Here is a 20665-nt window from a genome sequence, read left to right on the forward strand (position 1 = left end):
ATCACGGTATGGCCACCGCCCCGGCGGTCATAGTGCCAACGCGGGCCACCGGAGGGTACCAAGATCAGGAGTTAACGGAGTACGTTCATCAGCCGCTGCACCGCGGGCACGATCGCGGCTTCGCCGACCGCCGCGTAGCCGAGCACGACTCCGCTCAGTTCGCCCTGTCCCATGTAGTACCGGTCGATGCTGTGCAGTGACAGAGAAGCGGGCGACGCGCGGTCGGTGAGCGTCTGCTCGTCGATCGGGTGGCCGGTGACACACGCCAGGAAACTCCCGCCTGACGCGTCATCGCTAACGGTCAGCCAATCGGCGCCGTACTGTCCCAAGGCGGTGACCAGTGCTTCACGGCGACTCGCGCACACGTCTCGCACGCGACGCAGGTAGCGCGGGAAGTACTGGTAGTTCACGAAATCCGCCAGCACGTGCTGGATCAGCGAGGACACGCCGCTGCCCGACTGCCACAGCACCGCGCTGATCGGGTCGACCAACGATTCGGGCAGCACGCAGTACCCGGCACGGACTTCGGGGAACAGCAGGTTGCGGAACGTGCCCGCGTAGATGACCTGACCGTGCGCGTCCTCGGTTTGCAGCGGTGGCGCCGCATCGGGGGACAGGAACGGCGCTTCGGTGTCCAGTTCGACGATCCACGAGCCGGTGCGCTGCGCCCAGTCGAGCAAACCTTTGCGCCGCGGCCCGGACATGACCGTGCCCAACGGCAGTTGCCGCGCGGGGGACACGATCGCCATGCGCGCGTCGGGACCGGCGTCCACGACAAGACCTTCGTCGTCCACCGGCACCGGGCAGACACGCTGACCGTGCCACGTCGCCACCGCACGGGCCTCGATAGTGCCGGGCTCCTCCAGCCAGACGGCGTCGCCCGGTTCCAGCAACGAACGGATCACCAGGTCCAGCGCGTGCTCCGCACCCCGGGTCACCACGACTTGTTCGGCACGGCACCGCACTCCGCGCATCAGGCCCAGGTAAGCCGCGATGGCCTCGCGCAACGGCATGAACCCCAGGGTTTCGCAGCCGCTGAGCAACCGCACCGGCGGTTTGCGCAGCCGGTTGGCCGTCAGCTTTCCCCACAGCGATGCCGGGAACACGTCCAGCGGAGGCATGCCGACGGCGAACGGGCGGTTGCACGCGCTGCGGTCGATGAGATGACCGGGACCGTTCGCGATGGCGGCCCGCGCGCGGCCGGACAACGCGTCGCACCGTCCGGGACCGGGTGGCGGTGACGGCGTCCGCGGCGGCGGGAGGACCACGGTTCCCGCGCCCGGCGCGCCGTCGATGCAATTGTCCTGGCGAAGGCGTTGATAAGCCAACAAGACGGTATTGCGGGATATTCCCAATTCGTCGGCCAGAGTTCTCGACGCGGGCAATCTGGTACCCGGCGCGAATTGCCGACGCACCACGATGAGGTCCCGCAGCTGGGTGTAGAGCTGCTGGTACATGGGTTCGCGGCTGGTCCGGTCGAGCAGCAGCCCCCAGCCCGGTGGGGTGGTCATGCGCCGAGCGAACCACGGCTGACCTGCGTGCATGCCCGGATTCCGGTGATCGGGCGTGACTTGGTCAAGTCGGCGCGCCCCATACGTGCGAAGACTTGCTGCACACCCTCGTCCAGCCACTTATCGCACACCCATTGTGCGGTGAATAACCGCAGGTTTGACGGTGTTTTCGTACGTTTGTGTCAGTGGGTTCCCGGCAATTGTCGGTTAGCGTTTTCCTTGTCCATGAACGGACAGGATTGGGGGACACCTCATGTGGTTTCGTGTGCTCGGGCCGCTGGACGTGTCGGTTGACTGGGAGCCGGTCCAGGTCGGCAAGAACCGTCAGCTGACCGTGCTCGCCGTCCTGCTGATGGAGGTCAACAAGACCGTGACGGTCGGGCGGCTGGTGGAGGCCGTCTGGAGCGGTTGCGCGCCGAAGACCGCCGCTGAACAGATCCAGACCTGCGTGTGGCGGCTGCGGCGGGCGTTCGTGGCCGCCGGGGCGGGCAGCGGCCTGATCGAGACGACCGCGTCCGGCTACTCGCTGCGGCTGGCCGCCGGCCAGATCGACACCGGCGTGTTCGAGACGTGGGTGCGCGAGGCGCGGGCGATCGCGGGGGCTGGGGACCACGCCGAGGCGATCGCGGTGTACCGCAAGGCGTTGCGCCTGTTCCGCGGGCCCGTCCTCGCCGAAGTCGACAGCCCGATCGTGCGCACGGCCGCGGCCAAGTGGGACGAGCGGATGCTCTCGGTGCTCGAGGACTGCGTCGAGCTGGAACTGGCCTCGGGAACGGACTCCCAGCTCGTCGACGAACTGACCGCGCTGGTCGAGCAGAACCCGTTGCGGGAACGGTTGCGCTGGCAGCTGATGCTCGCGTTGCACCGCAACGACCGCAGGGCCGACGCGCTGGCCGTCTACCGCGAGGGACGCGCGGTGATGGTCGGCGAACTCGGCGTCGAACCGGGCCGCAAACTCCAGGAACTGCACCACCGGATCCTCAACGGCGAACCGCCGCAGCAGGCTGTCGTCACCACGGCTCCCGTCCGCGTTCCCGCGCAGTTGCTCGCCGACGCGCCGGACTTCGTCGAACGGCCGGGGCACGCGGCCGAGATCCGCCGGGTGCTCACCGCGGACGACACCACCGGTGTGCGGATCGCCGCACTGCTGGGCAGGTGTGGCGCGGGAAAGTCCACATTGGCCATGCACGTGGCGCACCAGCTCCGTGACCGATTCCCGGACGGCCAGCTCTACGCCGAACTGGGCGCGAACCGCTGCACGCCTGCCGGGATCGGTGACATCGCGTGTGGATTCCTGCGGGCACTGGGTGTTTCGGACGCGCGCGTCCCCGCCGACCCGGACGAGCGGACCGCGATGTACCGCAGCCTGCTGGCCACCCGACGGGTGCTGGTCGTGCTCGACGACGTGGTGGACGCGCACCAGGTGCGCCCGCTGTTGCCGGGCGGCCCTGGCTCGGCGGTGCTGATGACCAGTCGTACCACCGTGACTGACCTGGCCGGTGTGTACCCGGTCGAGGTCGGCGCGTTGACCGAAGCCGAGGCCGTCGAGATGTTCACCGGGATCGTCGGCGCGCACCGCGTGGTCGTCGAACCGGAGGCGATGCGGGAGATCCTGCGGCTGGCCGGCAACCTGCCCCTGCCGGTGCGGGCCGCCGCCGCCCGCCTGGTCGCGCGCCCGCACCTGCGGCTCGGGCACCTCGCGGCGCGGCTGCGTGATCCGCGACGGCGGCTCGACGAGTTCTCGTACGGCACGCTCGACGTCCGGGCCAGCCTGAGATCCACAGTGGACGGGATGCCGGACGCGGCCAAGCGCTTGTGGTACGCGCTGAGCATGCTGCCCCGTGAGGGATTCGACGTCCACCTGGCGGCCGAGGCGACGGTCGGCTCCGCGCGGACCGCTGAACGGCTGCTCGACTTCCTCGTCGACCGCAGGCTCGTCGACATCGTCGGTGTGGACGAGCGCGGCAACGTCCGCTACCGCCTGCACGAACTGATCGCCCTGTACGCGGCGGAACTGTGCCGCGCGCAGATGTCCCAGCCGGTGCGCGAAGGCCGCGCGGCGTGAGTGCCCCAGACACACGGAAGGTGAGCAGTCATGAGTGACCAGGCCATCGAGGATCTCCTGGACCAGCGCCAGTTGCGGGACATCCTCGGCAGGTTCGCCACCGGCGTCGTCGCGATCACCGGGCGCGACCCGCGGACCGGCCGCCCGGTCGGGCTCGCGGTCAACTCGTTCACGTCGGTGTCCCTCGACCCGCCGCTCGTCGGGTTCTGCGTGGCCCACACGAGCACGAGCTGGCCGGTGGTGCGCACGTCCGGCCGGTACTGCCTCAACATCCTCGGCGACGACCAGCGCAAGGTGTCCGCGCAGGTCGCGAGCAAGGGCGGTGACAAGTTCCGCGGGCTGGACTGGTCGGGCTCACCGGGCGGGATGCCCGTGCTGCCGGGGTCGGTGGCGTGGCTGGAGTGCTCGCTGTACGCCGAGCACCTCGCCGGCGACCACGTCATCGTCGTGGCCAGGGTGCACCACGCCGGCCTCGGTGAAGGCCAGCGCCCGCTCGTCTTCTACGGCAGCCAGTACGGCACGTTCAGCACACCTGCCTGACCGGTCACGGCGGCGCGGTCCCACCCGGGTGGAACCGCGCCGCCCAACACGTCTGCCTGGTTACTTGACTCCGCTGATGACGCCGTGCGGGGTCCACGTGTCGCCGGGCAACCGCTCGACCTTGGTGAAGCCCACCTCGGTCAGCCAGCGCTCGTACTGACCCCACGGGTAGATCGTGCTGCCGCTGGCCGTGATCGTGGTGAAGTACAGGTTGTCCAGCGCCGCGTACAACGGCCCGTCGCCGGTGTCGTCGGACATCACGTTGAAGATCAGCACCCGGCCACCGTCGTCCAACGCGTCGTAGGCCTTGCGCAGCAACGACAGGTTCTCCTCCGGCGACCAGATCACCAGCTGGTTGGCGAACAGCACCGCGTCGTAGCCCTTCGGGTACGTGTCGGCGAAGATGTCGCCCTCGGCCACCTCGATCCGGTCGGTCAGGCCGTTGTCGGCGATCTTCTTCTTCGCGATCGCCACCGCTCCCGGCAGGTCGAGCACGGTGAAGTCCACGTCCGGGTTGGCCTTGGCCAGTTCGATCGCGTTCACGCCGTCGCCGCCGCCGACGTCCAGCACCCGCCGTGCGCCGGTGAGGTCGGCCTTCGCCACCAGGATCGGGTTGGACAGCCGCGACCACGACCGCATGCACTGGTAGAACAGCTGCTCCAGGTGCGGGGTGGCGGGCAACCGGTGGTACAGGTCCGTTCCCTCGCCGTCGAAGCGGCGCAGACCGACGTTCGTGTTGTCCCGCAACGATTCCACCAGGTCACCTTGCGGCGCGTAGACGAACTTCGCCTCGAAGGTGATCAGGTCGGTGATGATCTCCCACTCGTCCGTGCCGAACATCGCGTCGATCAGCTCCGCGTTGCGGTAGCCGCCGTCCGACATGGTGGTCAGCTTCAACGCGGTCGCGCCGAGCAGCAGCACGTCGACCGGGCGGCGCAGCAGGCCGAGCGCCTCGCTGATCTCGTCGGCGGTCAGCCCGGGCCGCTCGTTGAGCAGCTTGAACAGGCCCAGTTCGTTGCCCGCGTTGAGCACCTGGAAGGCGGCTGCCCCGAACAGGGTGCCGACGAAGTCGTCACGGGTGAGCCGGTTGTCGTTGACCACGGGGTTCTCCATCCTTCCGGGTGAGTCCTGCCCCTCGATCGTGTCCGCCCGGCCGTCACCGCTGGTAGGCGCAGTTGACGTTGTTCACGCACTTAACGAGATCCACCGCGTTTCTCGTCAGGAACCAGCGTCCTTCGACATCGGCTCGATACCGTTTTCGGCAGTATCCGTTTTACCTACTTCTAGGGGTTTCGGTCATGAGTTCTCGGATCGCGGTCGTGTACTACTCGGCGACGGGCAACGTGCACGCTTCCGCGGAGGCCATCGCACAGGGGGCGAAGGACGCCGGCGCCGAGGTGCGTCTGCGCCGGGTCGCCGAGACTGCGCCGGACTCCGCCATCGACAAGAACGACGAGTGGCGCGCCCACCTCGACGCGACCAGCGACGTCCCGGTCGCCACGCACGACGACCTGATCTGGGCGGACGGTTTCGCGCTCGGCTCGCCCACCCGGTTCGGCAACGTCAGCGCCCAGCTCAAGTCGTTCATCGACACCACGGGCGGGCTGTGGCAGGCCGGGCACATGGCAGGCAAGCCGTTGATCGGCTTCACCAGCAGCTACGAGCTGCACGGTGGCCAGGAAGCGACGCTCATCTCGCTGTACAACGTCGCCTGCCACTGGGGCTGCATCGTCGTCCCGACCGGTTACGTCGACTACGACATCACCCACACCGCCGGTGGCAACCCGTACGGCATCGGCTACGTCTCCGGTGACGTCGCCGCGGTGAAGCTGGAAGACCACCTGAGCCACGCCCGCTGGCAGGGTACGCGTCTGGCCCAGATCTCGGCTGCTGTCGCGCCGCTGCGCCCCGAGCCGCACGACCACTGAGTTGACCGGGGAAAACCGTGTGCGGCAGGCGCCGCACACGGTTTCCCGCTGAGGGGTGTCGGATCAGTTCGTGACGGCCACCTCCTCGCTCTTCCCGGCACTCTTGTCCTTCCTGGCTCTCGGACGGCTCCAGCGCCGCATCGCGGGCGTCTCGACGAACGTGAACAGCAGCCAGCTGATGGAGATCGCGATGACCAGGCTCAGCGCGACGAGGCCGAGCGCCTCGAAGGCGCCGTGGGAAGCGGTTCCCGCCGAGAGCGGTCCCTTCTGCAGCACGAGCATGTGCACCATGTAGAACGCGAACGAGATCTCGCCGAGCCACACCGCGATCCGGCCGCGGAACGGTGACCGCAGGCCGTCGATGTCCGCGGTCGCGCCAGCCGCCACGATCAGCGCCAGCGGGATCGCGGTCGGCGCCACCAGGCCGAACACGTCCGGGATGACCACCATCAGCGCGAACCCCGGGATCAGTGTCAGCATCGCCACGGTGAGGCGGACCGGGATCCACCGGCCGGTCATCACGATCCGCGCCATCAGGATGCCCAGCACGAACTCGGGGACCCGCGCGATGGGCAGGCAGTACACGAACCAGTACTCGTACCAGGACACGCCCGGGTAGTACGAGATCTCCGGCGCGTCCGGCATCACCTTGGCCAGCAACGGGATCAGCGCAAGCACGGCGAACGTCACCCCGGCGGCCAGCCACAGCCGCTCGGCCCTGATCCGGTTGGCCGCCCCGAGCAGCCACGGGAACGACAAGTAGAACAGCAGCTCGGCGCACAGCGACCACGCCGGGTCGTTCGGGCTGTAGGTGATCGACTCGACCGGGAACCACGCCTGGATCAGCAGCGCCGACGGTCCGATGCTCAGGAACGTCGCGGTACCGGCCACGATCATGAAGACCGTCGCGATCGCCCACGTGGCCAGGTGGTTGGGGAAGATCTTGGCCATCCTGCGGCGCCAGAACCGCCGTACCGTGTCACCGGGCCGCGCGGTCCAGGTCAGCACGAACCCGCTGAGGATGAAGAAGAACGAGACCCCCACCCAGCCCAGCCTGGACACCTTGTCGGACAGCACGTCGTTCACCCCGTCGTCGAGGAAGATCCTCGATCCGAACGCGTGGCAGACGAACACCAGGATCGCCGCGAAGAATCTCATCCCGGTCAGGGTCGGCAACCGTGTCGTCGCGGGTGCGGCGGGTAAAGAGGTCATTGGCCTGGCTCCTTCGTCAGCCGGTCGGCGGCGTCAGCTCTGCGGTCCTCGTGCTCTGCCGGCAACGCTATGATCGGCTTCTCTCGGCTCGCTCTTCACCGCGCGGAACGGCGAACGGCCCCGTCCACAGTGGACGGGGCCGTTCGCTCGGAGCGGGTCACGCGGGGACGGCTTGTTTCCGCCGTTCCGCGGCCGCGGCGAGCACCGCGACACCCAGGCCCAGCGCGGCCATCACGCCACCGAGCACGGTCGGGGCCGTGTAGCCCATGCCCGCGCTGATCGTCAGGCCACCGGCGTACGCGCCGATCGACGTGCCGAGGTTGGCCGCCGACCCACCGGCCGCCGCGGCCAGCGTCGGCGCGCCGCCCGCCTTGTCGATCAGCCGGGTCATGAACGCCGGTACCAGCGCGAAACCAGCCGCTCCCATCAGGGCCAGCAGGATCGCCGTGGGGATCTTGGCGTCCGCGAGGGCGGCGAACGCGAACAACACCACGGTCAACGCGGCCAGCCCGCCGAACAGCGTGGCCAGCTGGGCCCGGTCGGCGAACCAGCCACCGACCAGGTTGCCTGCCACGAGCCCGACGCCGTACAGCGCCAGCAGCAACGTCAACGAGCCCGGCGAGAACCCGGTGACCTGGGTCAGCAGCGGGGCCACGTAGCTGAACGACGCGAACAGCGCACCCATCCCGAGCGTGGTGATCGCCAGTGTCAGCCAGACTTGTGGCAGGCCGAACACCGCGAGCTCGCCGCGCAGCCCGCCGCCGGTCGGCTTGGGCTGCGCGGGTACGAGCGCCGCGACCGCGCCGGTGGTGGCCAGCGCGATCGCCGTGATGATCCAGAAGGTGGCGCGCCAGCCGAGGTTCTGCCCGACCAGCGTGCCAAGGGGGGAACCGAAGACGTTGGCGACCGTGATGCCGGTGAACACCATCGCGATCGCCCGCGACCGCAGATGCGGTTCGACCAGGTTGGCCGCGACGACCGAGCCGATCCCGAGGAACGCCGCCTGCCCGAACGCGGCGAGCACCCGCCCTGCCATCAGCACCGCGTAGCCGGGGGCGATCGCGCAGATCAGGTTGCCTGCCACGAACAGGCCCATGGACATCAGCAGCATCGCCCGGTGGGGCAAACGGGTGCCCGCCGCGATGCACAGCGGGCCACCGACCACCACCGCCAGCGCGTAACCGGAGATCAGCAGGCCCGCGGTGGGGATGCTGACCTCCAGCCCGACCGCGACCTCGGGCAGCAGGCCCGTGATCACGAACTCGGCGGTGCCCATGACGAACGCGCTCAACGCCATGGCCACCAGTGCCAGTGACATCACGCGGTCCCGTTGGGGCTGTCGATCAGGTACCGCCACACGCCGTCAGGTCCGCGGCGGGCGACGTCGGTGCTGGTTCCGTGCACCTTGACCGGGGTGCCGTCCCGGCCGGTGCCGTCCATGGCCCAGTCCACGATCAGCAGCGCGATGTCACCGGTGACGTAGGTGTGCCGTGGCGTGGCGGTCAGCGGCACACCCTTGGCGACGGTCTCCTCGACGCTCCGGCTCAGTTCGGTGCCGGACAACGCGAACCCCGGCTCGGCGATGAAGATCGCCTCCTGGTCGAACAGCCGCTCGACCGCCGTGCTGCTGCCGGAGTTGTAGGCGCGGGCGAACACACCGGGCAACTGCCCGGCTTCCAGCGCCAGGTCGACGCTTTCCATCTGCTCGGTCATCACAGTGTCCTAGTCTGCGGTCGCAACCACTAGTCCGCGGCGGGTTCTGGCTGGGGGAGCGAGACGATGCCCATCTGCAGCAGCATCGCGAGGTTGTCGGGGATGCCCCAGTGTTCGACGATCTGGCCGTTCTCGAAGCGGGAGACGTCCATGAAGCCCATCCGGACCGGGTTGCCGGTGGCGGGCCTGCCGAAGATCGGGCCGTCGTGCGTGCCGGTCGCCTCGATCCGCGACCAGATCCGGTCGCCGACGACAGCCATGTCCTCGATCTCGAAGTGCAGGTCGGGCATGGCGGTGCGCAGGAACGTGATCGCCTCCTTGAGCACGTCCGGGCCGACACCCTCGGCCTGCACCTCGTGCTCGACGAAGTGCGGCGCGGCGATCTCCTCGACCGCGTCGAGGTCGCCCTTGTTGAAGCACTCGTCGATCAGCCTGCGGTAGACCGCAACGTTGTTGTCCTGTTCGGACATGTTTCCTCCTCGTGCGCGGATTTCGTCGGGTGTCAGGAGAGGTCGAAGAACAGGGCGGGGTCCGGCCCGACCTTCTGCGCGGTGCCGATGTGGCCGATGACATCCACTTCGGACGCCGAGAGCTCGAAGTCGAACACCTCGATGTTGGCCCGGATCCGGTCCGGCCGGACCGACTTGGGGATGGCGACGATCCCGCGCTGGATGTGCCAGCGCAGCACGACCTGAGCGGGGGTCTTGCCGTGCGAGCCGGCGATCGCGGTGACCTTCTCGTGCTCGAGCAGGCCCTGGTTGCGGCCGATCGGGCTCCACGCCTGCGTCACGACGCCCTTGGCGGCGTGGTACGCGTGCAGGTCGTGCTGCGGGTGCCCCGGGTGCAGCTCGACCTGGTTGACCGACGGCACGACAGTGCACTCGGCGGCCAGCCGGTCGATGTGCTCCGGGGCGAAGTTGGACACGCCGATCGACCGGATCCGGCCGTCGGCCTGGAGCTTCTCGAACGCCCGCCAGGTCGCGACGTACTTGTCCAGCCTCGGCCGCGGCCAGTGGATCAGGTAGAGATCCAGGTAGTCGAGGCCGAGTTTGGCCATGCTCACGTCGAAGGCGCGGAGCGTCTCGTCGTAGCCCTGGTCGTCGTTCCACACCTTGGTGGTGATGAAGAGCTCGTCGCGCGGGATCCCGCATTCGGCGACGGCCTGGCCGACACCCTCTTCGTTGTCGTACGCGGACGCCGTGTCGATCAGGCGGTAGCCCGTGTCGATCGCGGTGCGCGTCGCCTTGACGACCTCGTCGGGCGGAATCTGGAACACGCCGAAGCCGAGCTGGGGAATCTGCACCCCGTCGTTCAGGGTCAGCGCGGTGACCTCTGCCATGGATCCGTCATCCTTCCTTGCCCGGGGATGTGCCCACCCAAGGTGTAGCCCGGCACGGTCACCGGTGGGCATTTCCGGGGCGTTTGGCCTTGTACTTCGGGAAGTCCGGCTGCGCGCACGGGGTGTGAGCGGGGAGAATGGCGGCATGAGCGCGTTCACTGTCGACGGGGATGTCGATTGGCCGGTGGAGCCGGGCCGTTACCGGATCGTCGTCAGCCGGGCTTGTCCGTGGGCCAGCCGGGTGCTGGTGGTGTTGCGGTTGATGGGGCTGGAGGACGCCGTTTCGGTGGCGTACGCCGACCCGATTCAGGACGAACACGGCTGGGGTTTCCCCGGCGGTGATCCCGTGCTGGGGATCCGGTACCTGAGCGAGGCCTACCTGGCGGCGAGGCCGGGATACGACGGCGGCTTCAGCGTTCCCGCAGTGGTGGATGTGCCTTCAGGCAAGCTCGTGACCAACGACCACGAGCACATCACCGTCGACCTGGCCACGCGATGGGGCGCTTTCGCTCGCCCGGATGCACCTGATCTGTATCCCGTGGAGTTGCGGAGTGAGATCGACGCCGTCAACAAGCGGTTGGCTCACGATGTCAACTACGGCGTCTACACGTGTGGTTTCGCTACCTCTCAGGCTGAGTATGACGAAGCCTACGAGTTGCTGTTCGCCGCTCTGGACGAGTTGAGCTCTCGGTTGGCTGGGCAGCGTTACCTCGTCGGGTCTCAGATCACTGAGGCCGATGTCCGGTTGTTCACCGTGCTGGTTCGTTTCGATGTGGTCTACCACGGGCACTTCAAGTGCAACCGGTCCAAGCTGAGCGAGATGCCTGTGTTGCGGGACTATGCTCGGGATCTCTTTCAGACTCCCGGTTTTGGGGAGACCGTTGACTTTTCCGAGATCAAGCTTCACTACCATCGGGTGCACACCGAGATCAATCCTTCTCGGATCGTTCCTGGTGGTCCTGACTTGTCCGGGTGGTTCGGTCCTCATGGTCGTGCTGCTTTGTAGCTGCTTCGTTGCACTTCTCCATGTTGTAATAGTTCTTTGGCTTTGGTGCTCTGCTCCATGCTCGGGTTTTGGGCCTCTGGTGGTTGGGGCGGCGCCGATTTGACATGGGAACCCCGGGGGCGGCCGCATCGAGCGTAAAAGCGGAGCCCCTTGCGGTATCTAGGGCACGGCACTGTCCAAAGTGGTGGGTCTCTCCACGCCCGCAAGCTTACGGCCACCCACGCCCCATGTAATCGGCGCCGCTCTTGGGTTTCGGGGTTTGGTGCTCGGACCCCTTTGCTTTGCGGTCTTTGTGGTCTTCAGGTTTTCTGAGCTGCTGGCTGCGGGCTGCTGGTATTCGGGCTGCTGGCTGCGGGTCAGGGCTTCTGGAGTTCTTCTCGGCCTCTGCTTCCCGGGCGGAGCGGCGAGTAGGTATCGCCAGGAAGCATGCGCAAGATCTCGGAGAACTGGCTGGAACGCAACCAACACAGTGCGACCAGCGCTGGTAGCCGCACATGGGGCCGGAAGGTGCGTTCCAACGTAACCAGCAGCGCTGGCGCAATCAGACATCATCCGTTAAAACCCAGCACACGACGGCGAGCGGCCCACAGGTGGGCACGCTTACATACTCACCATGCACAGTCCACGGCGAAAAGCAACCACGGTGTGCGCTGGAAACCAACCCCGGGACGAGCTGGCGGACATACTAGGACGAGCGAGGCAGCAACTCAAACCGGGCAACCAGTCATACAACCCGGGCTGGAACCACAACGGACCCCACCGGCAGGCAGGGTCCGTTGTGGTCAGAGGCTCAGCTGTACCACCCAGGCGTGGGAATCTCGTCGTGCAGCAGGAAGTTGCCGATCTCCTGCTTCTGGTAGAACACCGGGTCGTGCAGCGTGTGCGTACGCGCGTTGCGCCAGAACCGGTCGAAGCGGAACTTCTCCGAAGTGGACCGTGCACCGGTGATCTCGAAGATCCGCGAAGTGATCTCCAGAGCCGTGGCGTCGGCGATGATCTTCACCGAGGCGCTGCGGATCTTGTACTCACCACGGCTGCGTGGGGTGACGGCGTCCGGGTTCCTGTGCAGCTCCAGGCCCTCCTGGGCGACCTGGTCCACGAGGGCGTCCGCCGCCCACAGCTTGGCGGTCAGGTCGCCCAGCACGTCCAGGACGCGGGGCTCGTCGATGAGGCGGTCATATCCGCCCCAGCCCTTGCCGTGCTTGTGGGAGTACACGGCTGTCTCGTCCAGTGCTTGGGCTGCGATGCCCAGCCAGATCGCGCCGAACACCAACTGTCCGAGCGGGACGTTCATGGTGGCGTAGGCGCGTTCGTGGAACTTCTTGTCCGCTGTGAAGCCGATGGCGTCCTTCCACGGCACGCGGACGTCCTTGATCGTCGTGCTGCCGCTCTCGGTCAGGCGCTGACCCATGTTGTCCCAGTTGTCATGGGTGATCATGCCTGGCTGGTTCGTCGGGACCGGGGCCACCACGTGGATGTCCGTTCCCTCCAGCACTCCTTCGAGGATCGTCACGTCCGAGATCTTCACGCCGGTCGCGAAGTTCTTCTTGCCGTTGAAGACCAGGTAGTCGCCCTCGTCGCGGACTACCACGTCGTTGTCCCTGGCGTTGATCGCTCCAGCCATCACCCAGTTGTTGCGGGTCGCCTCCGCTTCGATCCTGGTGATCTGTTCCGGCGTCCCGGCCAGGCGGGGCACGTTGAACCACATGTAGTGGTAGCCGAGCAGGTGCCCGATCGACCCGTCTCCCCTGGACACCTCCCTGATCACCTTGTACGCCAACGGCCATTCGCCCTCGCCGCCGCCCAGTTCCCTCGGGCCGAAGAGCCGGTTGAGCCCCGACGCCTTCAGCAGCGCGATCTCGTCGTACGGTGTCTTGTTCGCGCGGTCACGGGCCGCGTCGTCCAGTGCGTAGATGTCGCGCAGCTCTTTCGCCCTGGCGATCCAGCCCTCCGGCGTGGTGGGCGTGCCCTCCTGCGCCCATTTCTCCGGCGCGCCGGGTACTACCTCGGCAGGCGGCTGTTGTGTGCTGGTCACAGATCCTCCTCTTGCGGTGCAGCGGTCGCGGCCTTGACTGGTTTCACTGTGCCGCCCGCTTCAGCGAGATCGACGCAACGGTATCCCCGGTGCGGCGGCGTTCCGGTCGATCACGCCGCCGCTCCCGGCACTTCGGGAAGTCGGTCGGGTTACTTCGGGAAGTCAGGATCCCCGGTGCTCCCGCAGCAGCCCTGCCACGCGGAACGCCAGCTCGATGGACTGGCTGGCGTTCAGCCGGGGGTCGCACGCGGTCTCGTAACGGGTGCACAGGTGGGTGTCCAGGATTTCCTCGGCGCCACCGAGGCATTCCGTCACGTTGTCACCCGTCAGTTCGAGGTGCAGGCCGCCGGGGTGCACTCCTTCCTGTTTGTGGGCCTCGAAGAACCCGACGACCTCACGGGTGATGTCGCACAGCGACCGTGTCTTGTAGCCACTCTTGGAAACGAACGTGTTGCCGTGCATCGGATCGCACGCCCACACCACGGACCGGCCGGTTGACCGGACCGCACGCAGCAGCGGCGGCAGCAACTCCGTCACGCGGTCCGCGCCCATCCGTGAGATCAGCACGAGCCTGCCGGGGATGTGGTTGGGGTCCAGCCTCTCGATGAGGTCGCGCAACCCGCACGCTGTCGTGGTCGGGCCGACCTTCAGGCCGATGGGGTTGGCGATCCCGGACAGGAACTCCACGTGCGCGCCGTCCAGCTGACGGGTGCGGTCACCGATCCACACCATGTGCGCGCTGGTGTCGAACCACGCGCCGGTGCTCTTGTCGTACCGGGTCAGCGCTTGCTCGTAGTGCGGCAGCAACGCCTCGTGCGAGGTGTAGAAATGCACCTGCCGCAAGGACTGCGTGCCGTTCATCCCGCACGCCTGCATGAACCGCAGCGCCCACGTGATGTTGTCCGCCACCTGCTCGTAGTGCTGCCCCGCCGGGCTGCGCCGGACGAACTCCGTGTTCCATTCGTGCACCTGCTCGAGGTCGGCGAAGCCCTTCGTGGTCAGGGCACGCAGGACGTTCAGCGTCGCGGACGAGTGGTGGTACGCGCGCATCAACCGTTCCACGTCCGGGCGGCGTGCCTCCGCTGTCGGCTCGGGGGAGTTGACGATGTCCCCGCGGTACGCGGGCAGTTCGATCCCGTCGATGACCTCGGTCGGCTTGCTGCGCGGCTTGGCGAACTGGCCGCCGATCCGGCCGACCTTCACCACCGGCATGCCCGAGCCGTACGTCAGCAGGATCGCCAGTTGCAGGATCACCCGGAGCTTGCTGCGCACACCGTGTTCGGTGCACGACGAGAACCGTTCGGCGCAGTCACCGGCCTGAAGCAGGAACGCGTTGCCTTCCGCGGCCGCGGCCAGGGACCGCTGCAGCGTGCCGATCTCGTCCGGCAGGACCAGCGGCGGTTGCAGGGCGATCTCCTCGGTGACCCGTTCCACCTGGACGGGGTCGGGCCAGTCCGGCTGCTGCGTGATCGGCCGGGACCGCCACGAGTCCGGGTGCCAGGTGGACGGCGGCAGGTGCGTCGGCGTCTCGGCGGAGGTGACGGGCAGGATGGGGGTGCCCAGCCGGTGTGGCTGGATGTCGATCATTTGCATGCTGACAACAGCTCCCTCACTAGCGGGCCGGGATCCCGTCCGGCATCGAGTTCGTTGACGATGGCGCTGCCGACGATGGCGGCGTCGGCGTGTCCCCGCAGCAGCGAGACCTGCTCGGCACTGGAGATGCCGAAGCCCGCGGCGACGGGAAGATCGGTGTGCGTGCGGACCTTCGCGAGCAGTGCGTTGACGTCCGTCGGCAGCGCGGACCGGCTGCCGGTGATGCCGGTGACCGTCACGCAGTACACGAAACCGGTGGAGGCCGCGCACGCCGCCGCGATCCGGTCGTCCGGGCTGGTCGGCGCCACCAGGAACACTGTTTCCAGCCCGGCGACGGTCATCGTCCGCGCGATGCCGGCGGACTCCTCGACCGGGACGTCCGGGATGATCACGCCCGCGACCCCGGCCTGCGCCGCGTCACGGGCGAAGCGCTGCGGGCCGTAGGCGAGGACGGGATTGACGTACGTCATCAACAGCACCGGCGCGGCCCGCTCGGCCGCGATGTCGGCGGCGACTTCCAGGCAGGCCTCGGTGGTGGCTCCGGCGTCCAGGGCCCGCTGGCCGGCGCGCTGGATCACCGGGCCGTCGGCGAGCGGGTCGCTGTAGGGGATGCCGAGTTCGAGCGCGGCGATGCCGGTGTTCACCAGTTTCCGGCCGATCTCCCTGGTGGTGGCCAGGTCGGGATGACCGGCCATCAGGTAGGGGATGAGCGAGAGACCACCTTGGTTCGGAAGGGAGAGCGTCACTGGGGACCTCCGATCACCGGCATGTCGGTCGGGGACACCGACTCGATGGTGTGCATGTCCTTGTCACCCCGGCCGGAGAAGCACAGCAGGATCCGTGCACCCGGCCCCATCTCACGGGCGAGCTCGCCGACGTGGTGGATCGCGTGCGAGGTCTCCAGCGCGGGCATGATGCCTTCCAGCCGGGTGCAGAGCTTGAACGCGGCGACCGCCTCGTCGTCGTTCACGGCCACGTAGGACGCCCGGCCCAGCTCGGCGAGCATCGCGTGCTCAGGGCCGACGCCGGGGTAGTCCAGGCCGGCCGCGATCGAGTGCGTCGGCAGCACCTGGCCGAACTGGTCCTGCAGGATGTAGCTGAAGCTGCCGTGCAGGACACCTGCCTGGCCGCCGACGGTCGCGGCGGCGTGCTGTCCCGTCTCCACACCGAGACCGCCTGCTTCGACGCCGACGAGTTCCACGCTAGGGTCGTCGACGAACCCGGCGAACATGCCGATCGAGTTCGACCCGCCACCGACGCACGCGACCACGGTGTCCGGCAACGTGTTCTCGCTCGCCAGGTACTGGTGACGGGCCTCGTCGCCGATCACCCGCTGCAGCTCGCGGACCATCTCCGGGTACGGCGCCGGGCCGACGACCGAACCGATGATGTAATGCGTGTCGCGGACGTTGGTGACCCAGTCGCGGATCGCCTCCGAGGTCGCGTCCTTCAACGTGGCTGTGCCGGAGCTGACCGGGCGGACCTCGGCGCCGAGCATCCGCATCCTGCGGACGTTCACCTCCTGGCGCCGCATGTCCTCGGCTCCCATGTAGACGGTGCACGGCAGCCCGAACCGGGCGCACACGGTCGCGGTGGCCACGCCGTGCTGGCCCGCGCCGGTCTCGGCGATGATCCGCTTCTTGCCCATCCGGCGCGCCAGAACCGCTTGGCCCAACGCGTTGTTGAGCTTGTGCGCGCCGGTGTGGCACAGGTCCTCGCGTTTGAAGTGGATGGTCGCGCCGCCGAAGTGCTCGGTCAGCCGCTCGGCGTGGTACAGCGGCGTCGGCCTGCCGATGAACGTCGCCTGACGGGCCCGCAGCTCGTCGAGGAAACCGTTGTCCTCACGCAACTCCAGCCACGCCGTTTGCAGCTCGTCGAGCGCGGCCATCAGCGTTTCGGGGACGTACTGCCCGCCGAACCGCCCGAATCTGGTGCGTTCGCTCATGCGTTGCTCAGCTCCCTGACCTTCGCCTCCGGGTCGGCGGCCCGCATCAGGACCTCGCCGACGAGTACCGCCGCGGCACCTGCCTCGCGCATGGCGACCGCGTCCCTGACTGTGTTGATCCCGCTCTCGCCGACCAGCAACCGGCCGGGCCCGACCCGGTGGCGCAGCCGCGCGGTGAGCGTCATGTCGATCCGGAAGTCCCGCAGGTCACGGTGGTTCACGCCGATCACGGTCGCGCCCGCGTCCAGCGCCACGTCGACCTCCTCCTCGTCGTGCACCTCGACGAGGGCCTCCATGCCGAGCCCCCTGGTGTACGCGAGCAGTTCGGCCAGCCGCTCGGGCGTCAGCGACGCCACGATCAGCAGCAGCGCGTCCGCGCCGAGCGCGCGTGCTTCGACGATCTGGTACTCGTCGTCGATGAAGTCCTTGCGCAGGACCGGGATGCCGCCTTCGGTGCGGGCGATCGGGAGGTGCTCGGGGCTGCCGCCGAAGCCGTCCTCGTGCGTGAGCACCGAGATCGCCGCCGCTGCGCCCCGCTGATAGGCCCGGGCGCGTTCGGCCGGCCGGTAGTCGTCGGTCAGCGGCCCTTTCGAGGGGCTGCGCGGCTTCATCTCGGCGATCACGCTGAGCCCCGGCTCCCGCAGCGCGGCGGCGAAATCCCGGGCCGCGGGCGCGGTCGAGGCCAACGCGACCATTTCGGACAACGGCTTCAGGGTCCGGCGCCGAGCGGTCTGCTCGTTCGCGGTCTGGATCAGCTTGGTCAGCATCGTCGGCCGGATGCCGTTGCGGGAGGCGGTCATGACGGCACCGCCACCCGGTCCTGCGACACGGCGATCCACCGGTCCAGCAGGGCCGTGACCGCCCCGCTGTCGATCACCCGCGCTGCCTGCGCGAGCCCGTCGCCCCAGTCCACGGCGTGCCCGGTGATCCGCAGCGCGGCGGCGGCGTTGAGCAGCACGATGTCACGCTTGGGGCCGGTCTCGCCCGCGAAGATCCGCCGGATGATCGCGGCGTTCTCCGCGCGGTCGCCGCCGGCGAGCTGGGCGACGGACGCCCGCGCCAAGCCGAGGTCCGCGGGGTCGAACCGATAACTGCGCCGGACACCGTCGACCACTTCGACCACGGTGGACGGCGCGCCGAGGCTGAGTTCGTCCAGGCCGTCCTCGGAGTGGAACACCAGCGCCCTGGTCACGCCCAACCGGGACAGCACCTCGGCCATCGGCGCGACGACGTCGGCGTCGGGCACACCGAGCGCCTGGTAGCGCGCACGGGCCGGGTTGCACAGCGGGCCGAGGAGGTTGAACACCGTCCGGATGCCCAGTTCCTTGCGCGGCCCGGCGGCGTGCCGGAACGCGGGGTGGAACGAGGGCGCGAACAGGAACACGATGCCCGTCTCAGCCAGGCACCGGCCCGCTTCCTCAGGCGTGAGCTCGATCCGCACGCCCAGCTCCTCCAGCACGTCCGCGCTGCCGCAGCCGGAGGACGCGCTGCGGTTGCCGTGCTTGGCCACCTGCACGCCGCACGCGGCCGCGACGATCGCCGACGCGGTGGAGATGTTGAACGTGTTCAGCCCGTCGCCACCGGTCCCGCAGGTGTCCAGGACGTTCGAGCCGAACGGGACCGGCCGGGCCATCTCCCGTGCCGTCCTGGCCATCCCCACGATCTCGTCGACGGTCTCGCCGCGCATGGCCATCGCCATCGCCAGCCCGGCGATCCGGGCCGGGCCCGCGGCGCCGCACATGATCGAGCGCATGGCGTGCGCCGCTTCGGCCTCGCTCAGGGTCTCCCCTCGGGACACCCGTTTGATCAGGTCAATCATTGGTGTACTCCAGGAAGTTCGCGATGAGCTGCTTGCCCTCGGTGCTGAGCACCGACTCCGGGTGGAACTGCACGCCGAACGTCGGGTGCTCGCGGTGCCGCAGGCCCATGACCAGGCCGTCCACCCACGCGTTGGGCACGAGATCCGGCGGGAACGAAGCCGGGTCGACCACCAGCGAGTGGTAGCGGGTCGCGGTGAACGGGTCCGGCAGCCCGGCCAGGACACCGGTGTTGTCGTGGGTGATCCGGGCGGTCTTGCCGTGCACCGGCGCGGTCCGTACGACGTCCGCGCCGAACGCCGCGCCGATGCTCTGGTGGCCGAGGCACACGCCGAGGATCGGCATGGTCCCGCTCAACGACTTGACGGCGTCCATCGAGATGCCCGCCTCGGTGGGCGTGCACGGGCCGGGGGAGATGACCAGCTGGTCGTGTCCGGCGAGCTCGTCGATCGTGGTCTCGTCGTTGCGGAACACGCGGGGATCGGCGCCGAGCTCAGCCAAGTAGTGCACGAGGTTGTACGTGAACGAGTCGTAGTTGTCGATGACCGCGACCGTCGGCCTGCTCATCTGACTGCCTCCGCTTGTTGGACGGCGGTGAACATGGCGCGGGCCTTGTGCAGGGTCTCGCGGTACTCGGCGGTCGCGTCGGAGTCGGCGACCACACCCGCACCGGACTGGACGTGCACCTTGCCGTCCGCCACGACGATCGTGCGCAACGCGATCGCCAGGTCCGTCGCGCCGTCGTAGCCGACGAACCCGAGTGCGCCGCCGTACACGCCTCGCCGCTCCGGCTCCAGTTCGGCGATGATCTCCATCGCCCTGATCTTCGGCGCGCCGCTGAGCGTGCCCGCGGGGAACGTGGACTTCAGCGCGTCCAGCCCGTTCGCGTCGTCGGTCAGCTCACCGGCCACAGTGGACGAAATGTGCATCACGTGCGAGAAGCGCTCGATCTCCATCAGCTTCTCCACGCGGACACTGCCCGGCACGGCGACGCGGCCGAGGTCGTGGCGGCCGAGGTCGACGAGCATGACGTGCTCGGCGCACTCCTTCTCGTCGGCCAGCAGTTCCTGCTCCAGCGCGAGGTCCGTGTCCGGGTCCTTGCCGCGGGCCCGGGTCCCGGCCAGCGGCCTGGTCTCGATCCGCCTGCCGGTCGCCTTCACCAGGAGCTCAGGCGAGCAGCCGACCACGTGCCTGCCGCCGCCCAGGCTCAGGTGGTACATGTACGGCGACGGGTTGATCGCCCGCAGGTGCCGGTACAGGTCGAGCGGCTCGGCGGTCAGCGGCTTGCTGAACCGCTGGGACAGCACGATCTGGAACGCGTCACCGGCCGCGATGTACTCACGGGCCCGCTCGACCCGTGCCTCGAACTCGTCCTGGGTCACGTTGGACTGCCAGCCGTCCAGCAGGTCGCCGTCGGACCGGCAGAGCGAGATCACCGGGCGGTGCCCGGCCGTGCTGGTGATCTTCGCCCGCATCAGCGCGATCCGGTCGAGCGCGTCCTGATAGGACTCGATGGCCGGCCGGTGCGCGGTCACCAGGATCAGCCGCCGGGTGGCGTGGTCGAAGACGGCGAGGTCCTCGACGCTGAGGAACGCCGCCTCCGGCAGGCCGGGCGCCGGTCCGTCCGCCTCGGGCAGCCGCTCGAAGTGCCGGGCGGTCTCCCAGCCGAGGTAGCCGACCGCGCCGCCGAGGAACGGCGGCAGACCGGGCATCGGGGCGATCCGCTGTGCGGCAAGCGATCGCAGCGCCGCCAGCGGGTCGCCCGCCGGGAGGGCGAGCGGGGCCGGGCGGTGCCCGATGTAGGAGTACCTCCCGACATCGCCGGTCACCGGAACGCTTTCCAGCAGGAACCCGGGCTCGTCCGCACGGCACAGCCGCTCGAACACGGTCACCGGCGTCAGCGTGTCGGCCAGGAACTCCTCGTAGACGGGCACAAGGTGGTACTCGTGACAATCGCGCAT

Annotated in this window: 19 protein-coding genes; 4 read left to right on the plus strand and 15 right to left on the minus strand. The window is 68.5% G+C overall.

Going from position 1 to position 20665, the window contains the following annotated elements; genetic code table 11:
- Positions 1-71 precede the first annotated feature (71 nt).
- Positions 72-1511 carry a MocR-like pyridoxine biosynthesis transcription factor PdxR gene (gene pdxR, locus AOZ06_RS21615; protein WP_054291068.1) on the minus strand — a complete coding sequence of 480 codons (1440 nt, stop codon included), beginning with the start codon at positions 1509-1511 and terminating at the stop codon, positions 72-74.
- A gap of 253 nt (positions 1512-1764) precedes the next feature.
- Between pdxR and AOZ06_RS21620 the strand changes: the two genes are divergently transcribed.
- Together AOZ06_RS21620 and AOZ06_RS21625 are read left to right on the plus strand one after the other, a co-directional pair.
- Positions 1765-3576 (plus strand): AfsR/SARP family transcriptional regulator, encoded by a 1812-nt coding sequence (locus AOZ06_RS21620; protein WP_054291069.1) that lies wholly within the window; start codon positions 1765-1767, stop codon positions 3574-3576.
- 30 nt (positions 3577-3606) lie between these two features.
- Entirely contained in the window at positions 3607-4116 is a 510-nt protein-coding gene (locus tag AOZ06_RS21625) for a flavin reductase family protein (RefSeq protein ID WP_054291070.1), read from the plus strand.
- 60 nt (positions 4117-4176) lie between these two features.
- Here the strand turns inward: AOZ06_RS21625 and AOZ06_RS21630 are convergent, their stop codons facing one another.
- A complete protein-coding gene (locus tag AOZ06_RS21630; RefSeq protein ID WP_236952333.1) occupies positions 4177-5217 on the minus strand; it encodes a methyltransferase in 1041 nt (346 codons plus the stop codon).
- A gap of 197 nt (positions 5218-5414) precedes the next feature.
- On the opposite strand from AOZ06_RS21630, the gene wrbA reads away from it, so the two are divergent.
- Positions 5415-6044 (plus strand): NAD(P)H:quinone oxidoreductase, encoded by a 630-nt coding sequence (gene wrbA / locus AOZ06_RS21635; protein ID WP_054291072.1) that lies wholly within the window; start codon positions 5415-5417, stop codon positions 6042-6044.
- A 63-nt stretch (positions 6045-6107) separates the two neighbouring features.
- On the opposite strand, the gene AOZ06_RS21640 is transcribed toward wrbA, so the two are convergent.
- From AOZ06_RS21640 to AOZ06_RS21660, 5 genes are all read right to left on the minus strand, one after another.
- The gene (locus AOZ06_RS21640) at positions 6108-7256 is read right to left on the minus strand and encodes an acyltransferase family protein (RefSeq protein ID WP_063810083.1); all 1149 of its coding nucleotides are present in this window, start codon (positions 7254-7256) and stop codon (positions 6108-6110) included.
- A gap of 157 nt (positions 7257-7413) precedes the next feature.
- A complete protein-coding gene (locus tag AOZ06_RS21645; protein ID WP_054291074.1) occupies positions 7414-8574 on the minus strand; it encodes an MFS transporter in 1161 nt (386 codons plus the stop codon).
- A complete protein-coding gene (locus tag AOZ06_RS21650; protein WP_054291075.1) occupies positions 8574-8969 on the minus strand; it encodes a YybH family protein in 396 nt (131 codons plus the stop codon). Before AOZ06_RS21650 ends, AOZ06_RS21645 begins: the two co-directional genes overlap by 1 nt.
- Positions 8970-8998: 29 nt before the next feature.
- Complete coding sequence (locus AOZ06_RS21655) at positions 8999-9439, minus strand: ester cyclase (protein WP_054291076.1); 441 nt, start codon at positions 9437-9439, stop codon at positions 8999-9001.
- Between the two features lie 32 nt (positions 9440-9471).
- On the minus strand, positions 9472-10308 hold the full coding sequence (locus tag AOZ06_RS21660) for an aldo/keto reductase (protein WP_054291077.1): 837 nt from the start codon (positions 10306-10308) through the stop codon (positions 9472-9474).
- 145 nt (positions 10309-10453) lie between these two features.
- On the opposite strand from AOZ06_RS21660, the gene AOZ06_RS21665 reads away from it, so the two are divergent.
- Positions 10454-11314, plus strand: coding sequence for a glutathione S-transferase family protein (locus tag AOZ06_RS21665; protein ID WP_083471830.1), 861 nt, complete (start codon positions 10454-10456; stop codon positions 11312-11314).
- Between the two features lie 790 nt (positions 11315-12104).
- Here the strand turns inward: AOZ06_RS21665 and AOZ06_RS21670 are convergent.
- From AOZ06_RS21670 to AOZ06_RS21705, 8 genes are all read right to left on the minus strand, one after another.
- Positions 12105-13349 (minus strand): acyl-CoA dehydrogenase family protein, encoded by a 1245-nt coding sequence (locus AOZ06_RS21670; RefSeq protein WP_083471831.1) that lies wholly within the window; start codon positions 13347-13349, stop codon positions 12105-12107.
- A 162-nt stretch (positions 13350-13511) separates the two neighbouring features.
- Positions 13512-14942, minus strand: a complete 1431-nt coding sequence (locus AOZ06_RS21675) for a class II 3-deoxy-7-phosphoheptulonate synthase (protein WP_083471832.1) — start codon at positions 14940-14942, stop codon at positions 13512-13514.
- On the minus strand, positions 14933-15688 hold the full coding sequence (gene trpA, locus AOZ06_RS21680; RefSeq protein ID WP_054291078.1) for a tryptophan synthase subunit alpha: 756 nt from the start codon (positions 15686-15688) through the stop codon (positions 14933-14935). The genes AOZ06_RS21675 and trpA overlap by 10 nt, the downstream gene beginning before the upstream one ends.
- Positions 15685-16887 carry a tryptophan synthase subunit beta gene (gene trpB / locus AOZ06_RS21685; protein ID WP_054291079.1) on the minus strand — a complete coding sequence of 401 codons (1203 nt, stop codon included), beginning with the start codon at positions 16885-16887 and terminating at the stop codon, positions 15685-15687. The genes trpA and trpB overlap by 4 nt, the downstream gene beginning before the upstream one ends.
- A complete protein-coding gene (trpC, locus tag AOZ06_RS21690) occupies positions 16884-17687 on the minus strand; it encodes an indole-3-glycerol phosphate synthase TrpC (RefSeq protein WP_218922032.1) in 804 nt (267 codons plus the stop codon). The genes trpB and trpC overlap by 4 nt, the downstream gene beginning before the upstream one ends.
- Positions 17684-18706, minus strand: coding sequence for an anthranilate phosphoribosyltransferase (gene trpD, locus AOZ06_RS21695; protein ID WP_054291080.1), 1023 nt, complete (start codon positions 18704-18706; stop codon positions 17684-17686). The genes trpC and trpD overlap by 4 nt, the downstream gene beginning before the upstream one ends.
- Positions 18699-19271, minus strand: coding sequence for an anthranilate synthase component II (locus AOZ06_RS21700; protein ID WP_054291081.1), 573 nt, complete (start codon positions 19269-19271; stop codon positions 18699-18701). The genes trpD and AOZ06_RS21700 overlap by 8 nt, the downstream gene beginning before the upstream one ends.
- Positions 19268-20665, minus strand: coding sequence for an anthranilate synthase component I family protein (locus AOZ06_RS21705; protein WP_063810084.1), 1398 nt, complete (start codon positions 20663-20665; stop codon positions 19268-19270). The genes AOZ06_RS21700 and AOZ06_RS21705 overlap by 4 nt, the downstream gene beginning before the upstream one ends.

This window comes from Kibdelosporangium phytohabitans (assembly GCF_001302585.1).
Lineage (GTDB): Bacteria > Actinomycetota > Actinomycetes > Mycobacteriales > Pseudonocardiaceae > Kibdelosporangium > Kibdelosporangium phytohabitans.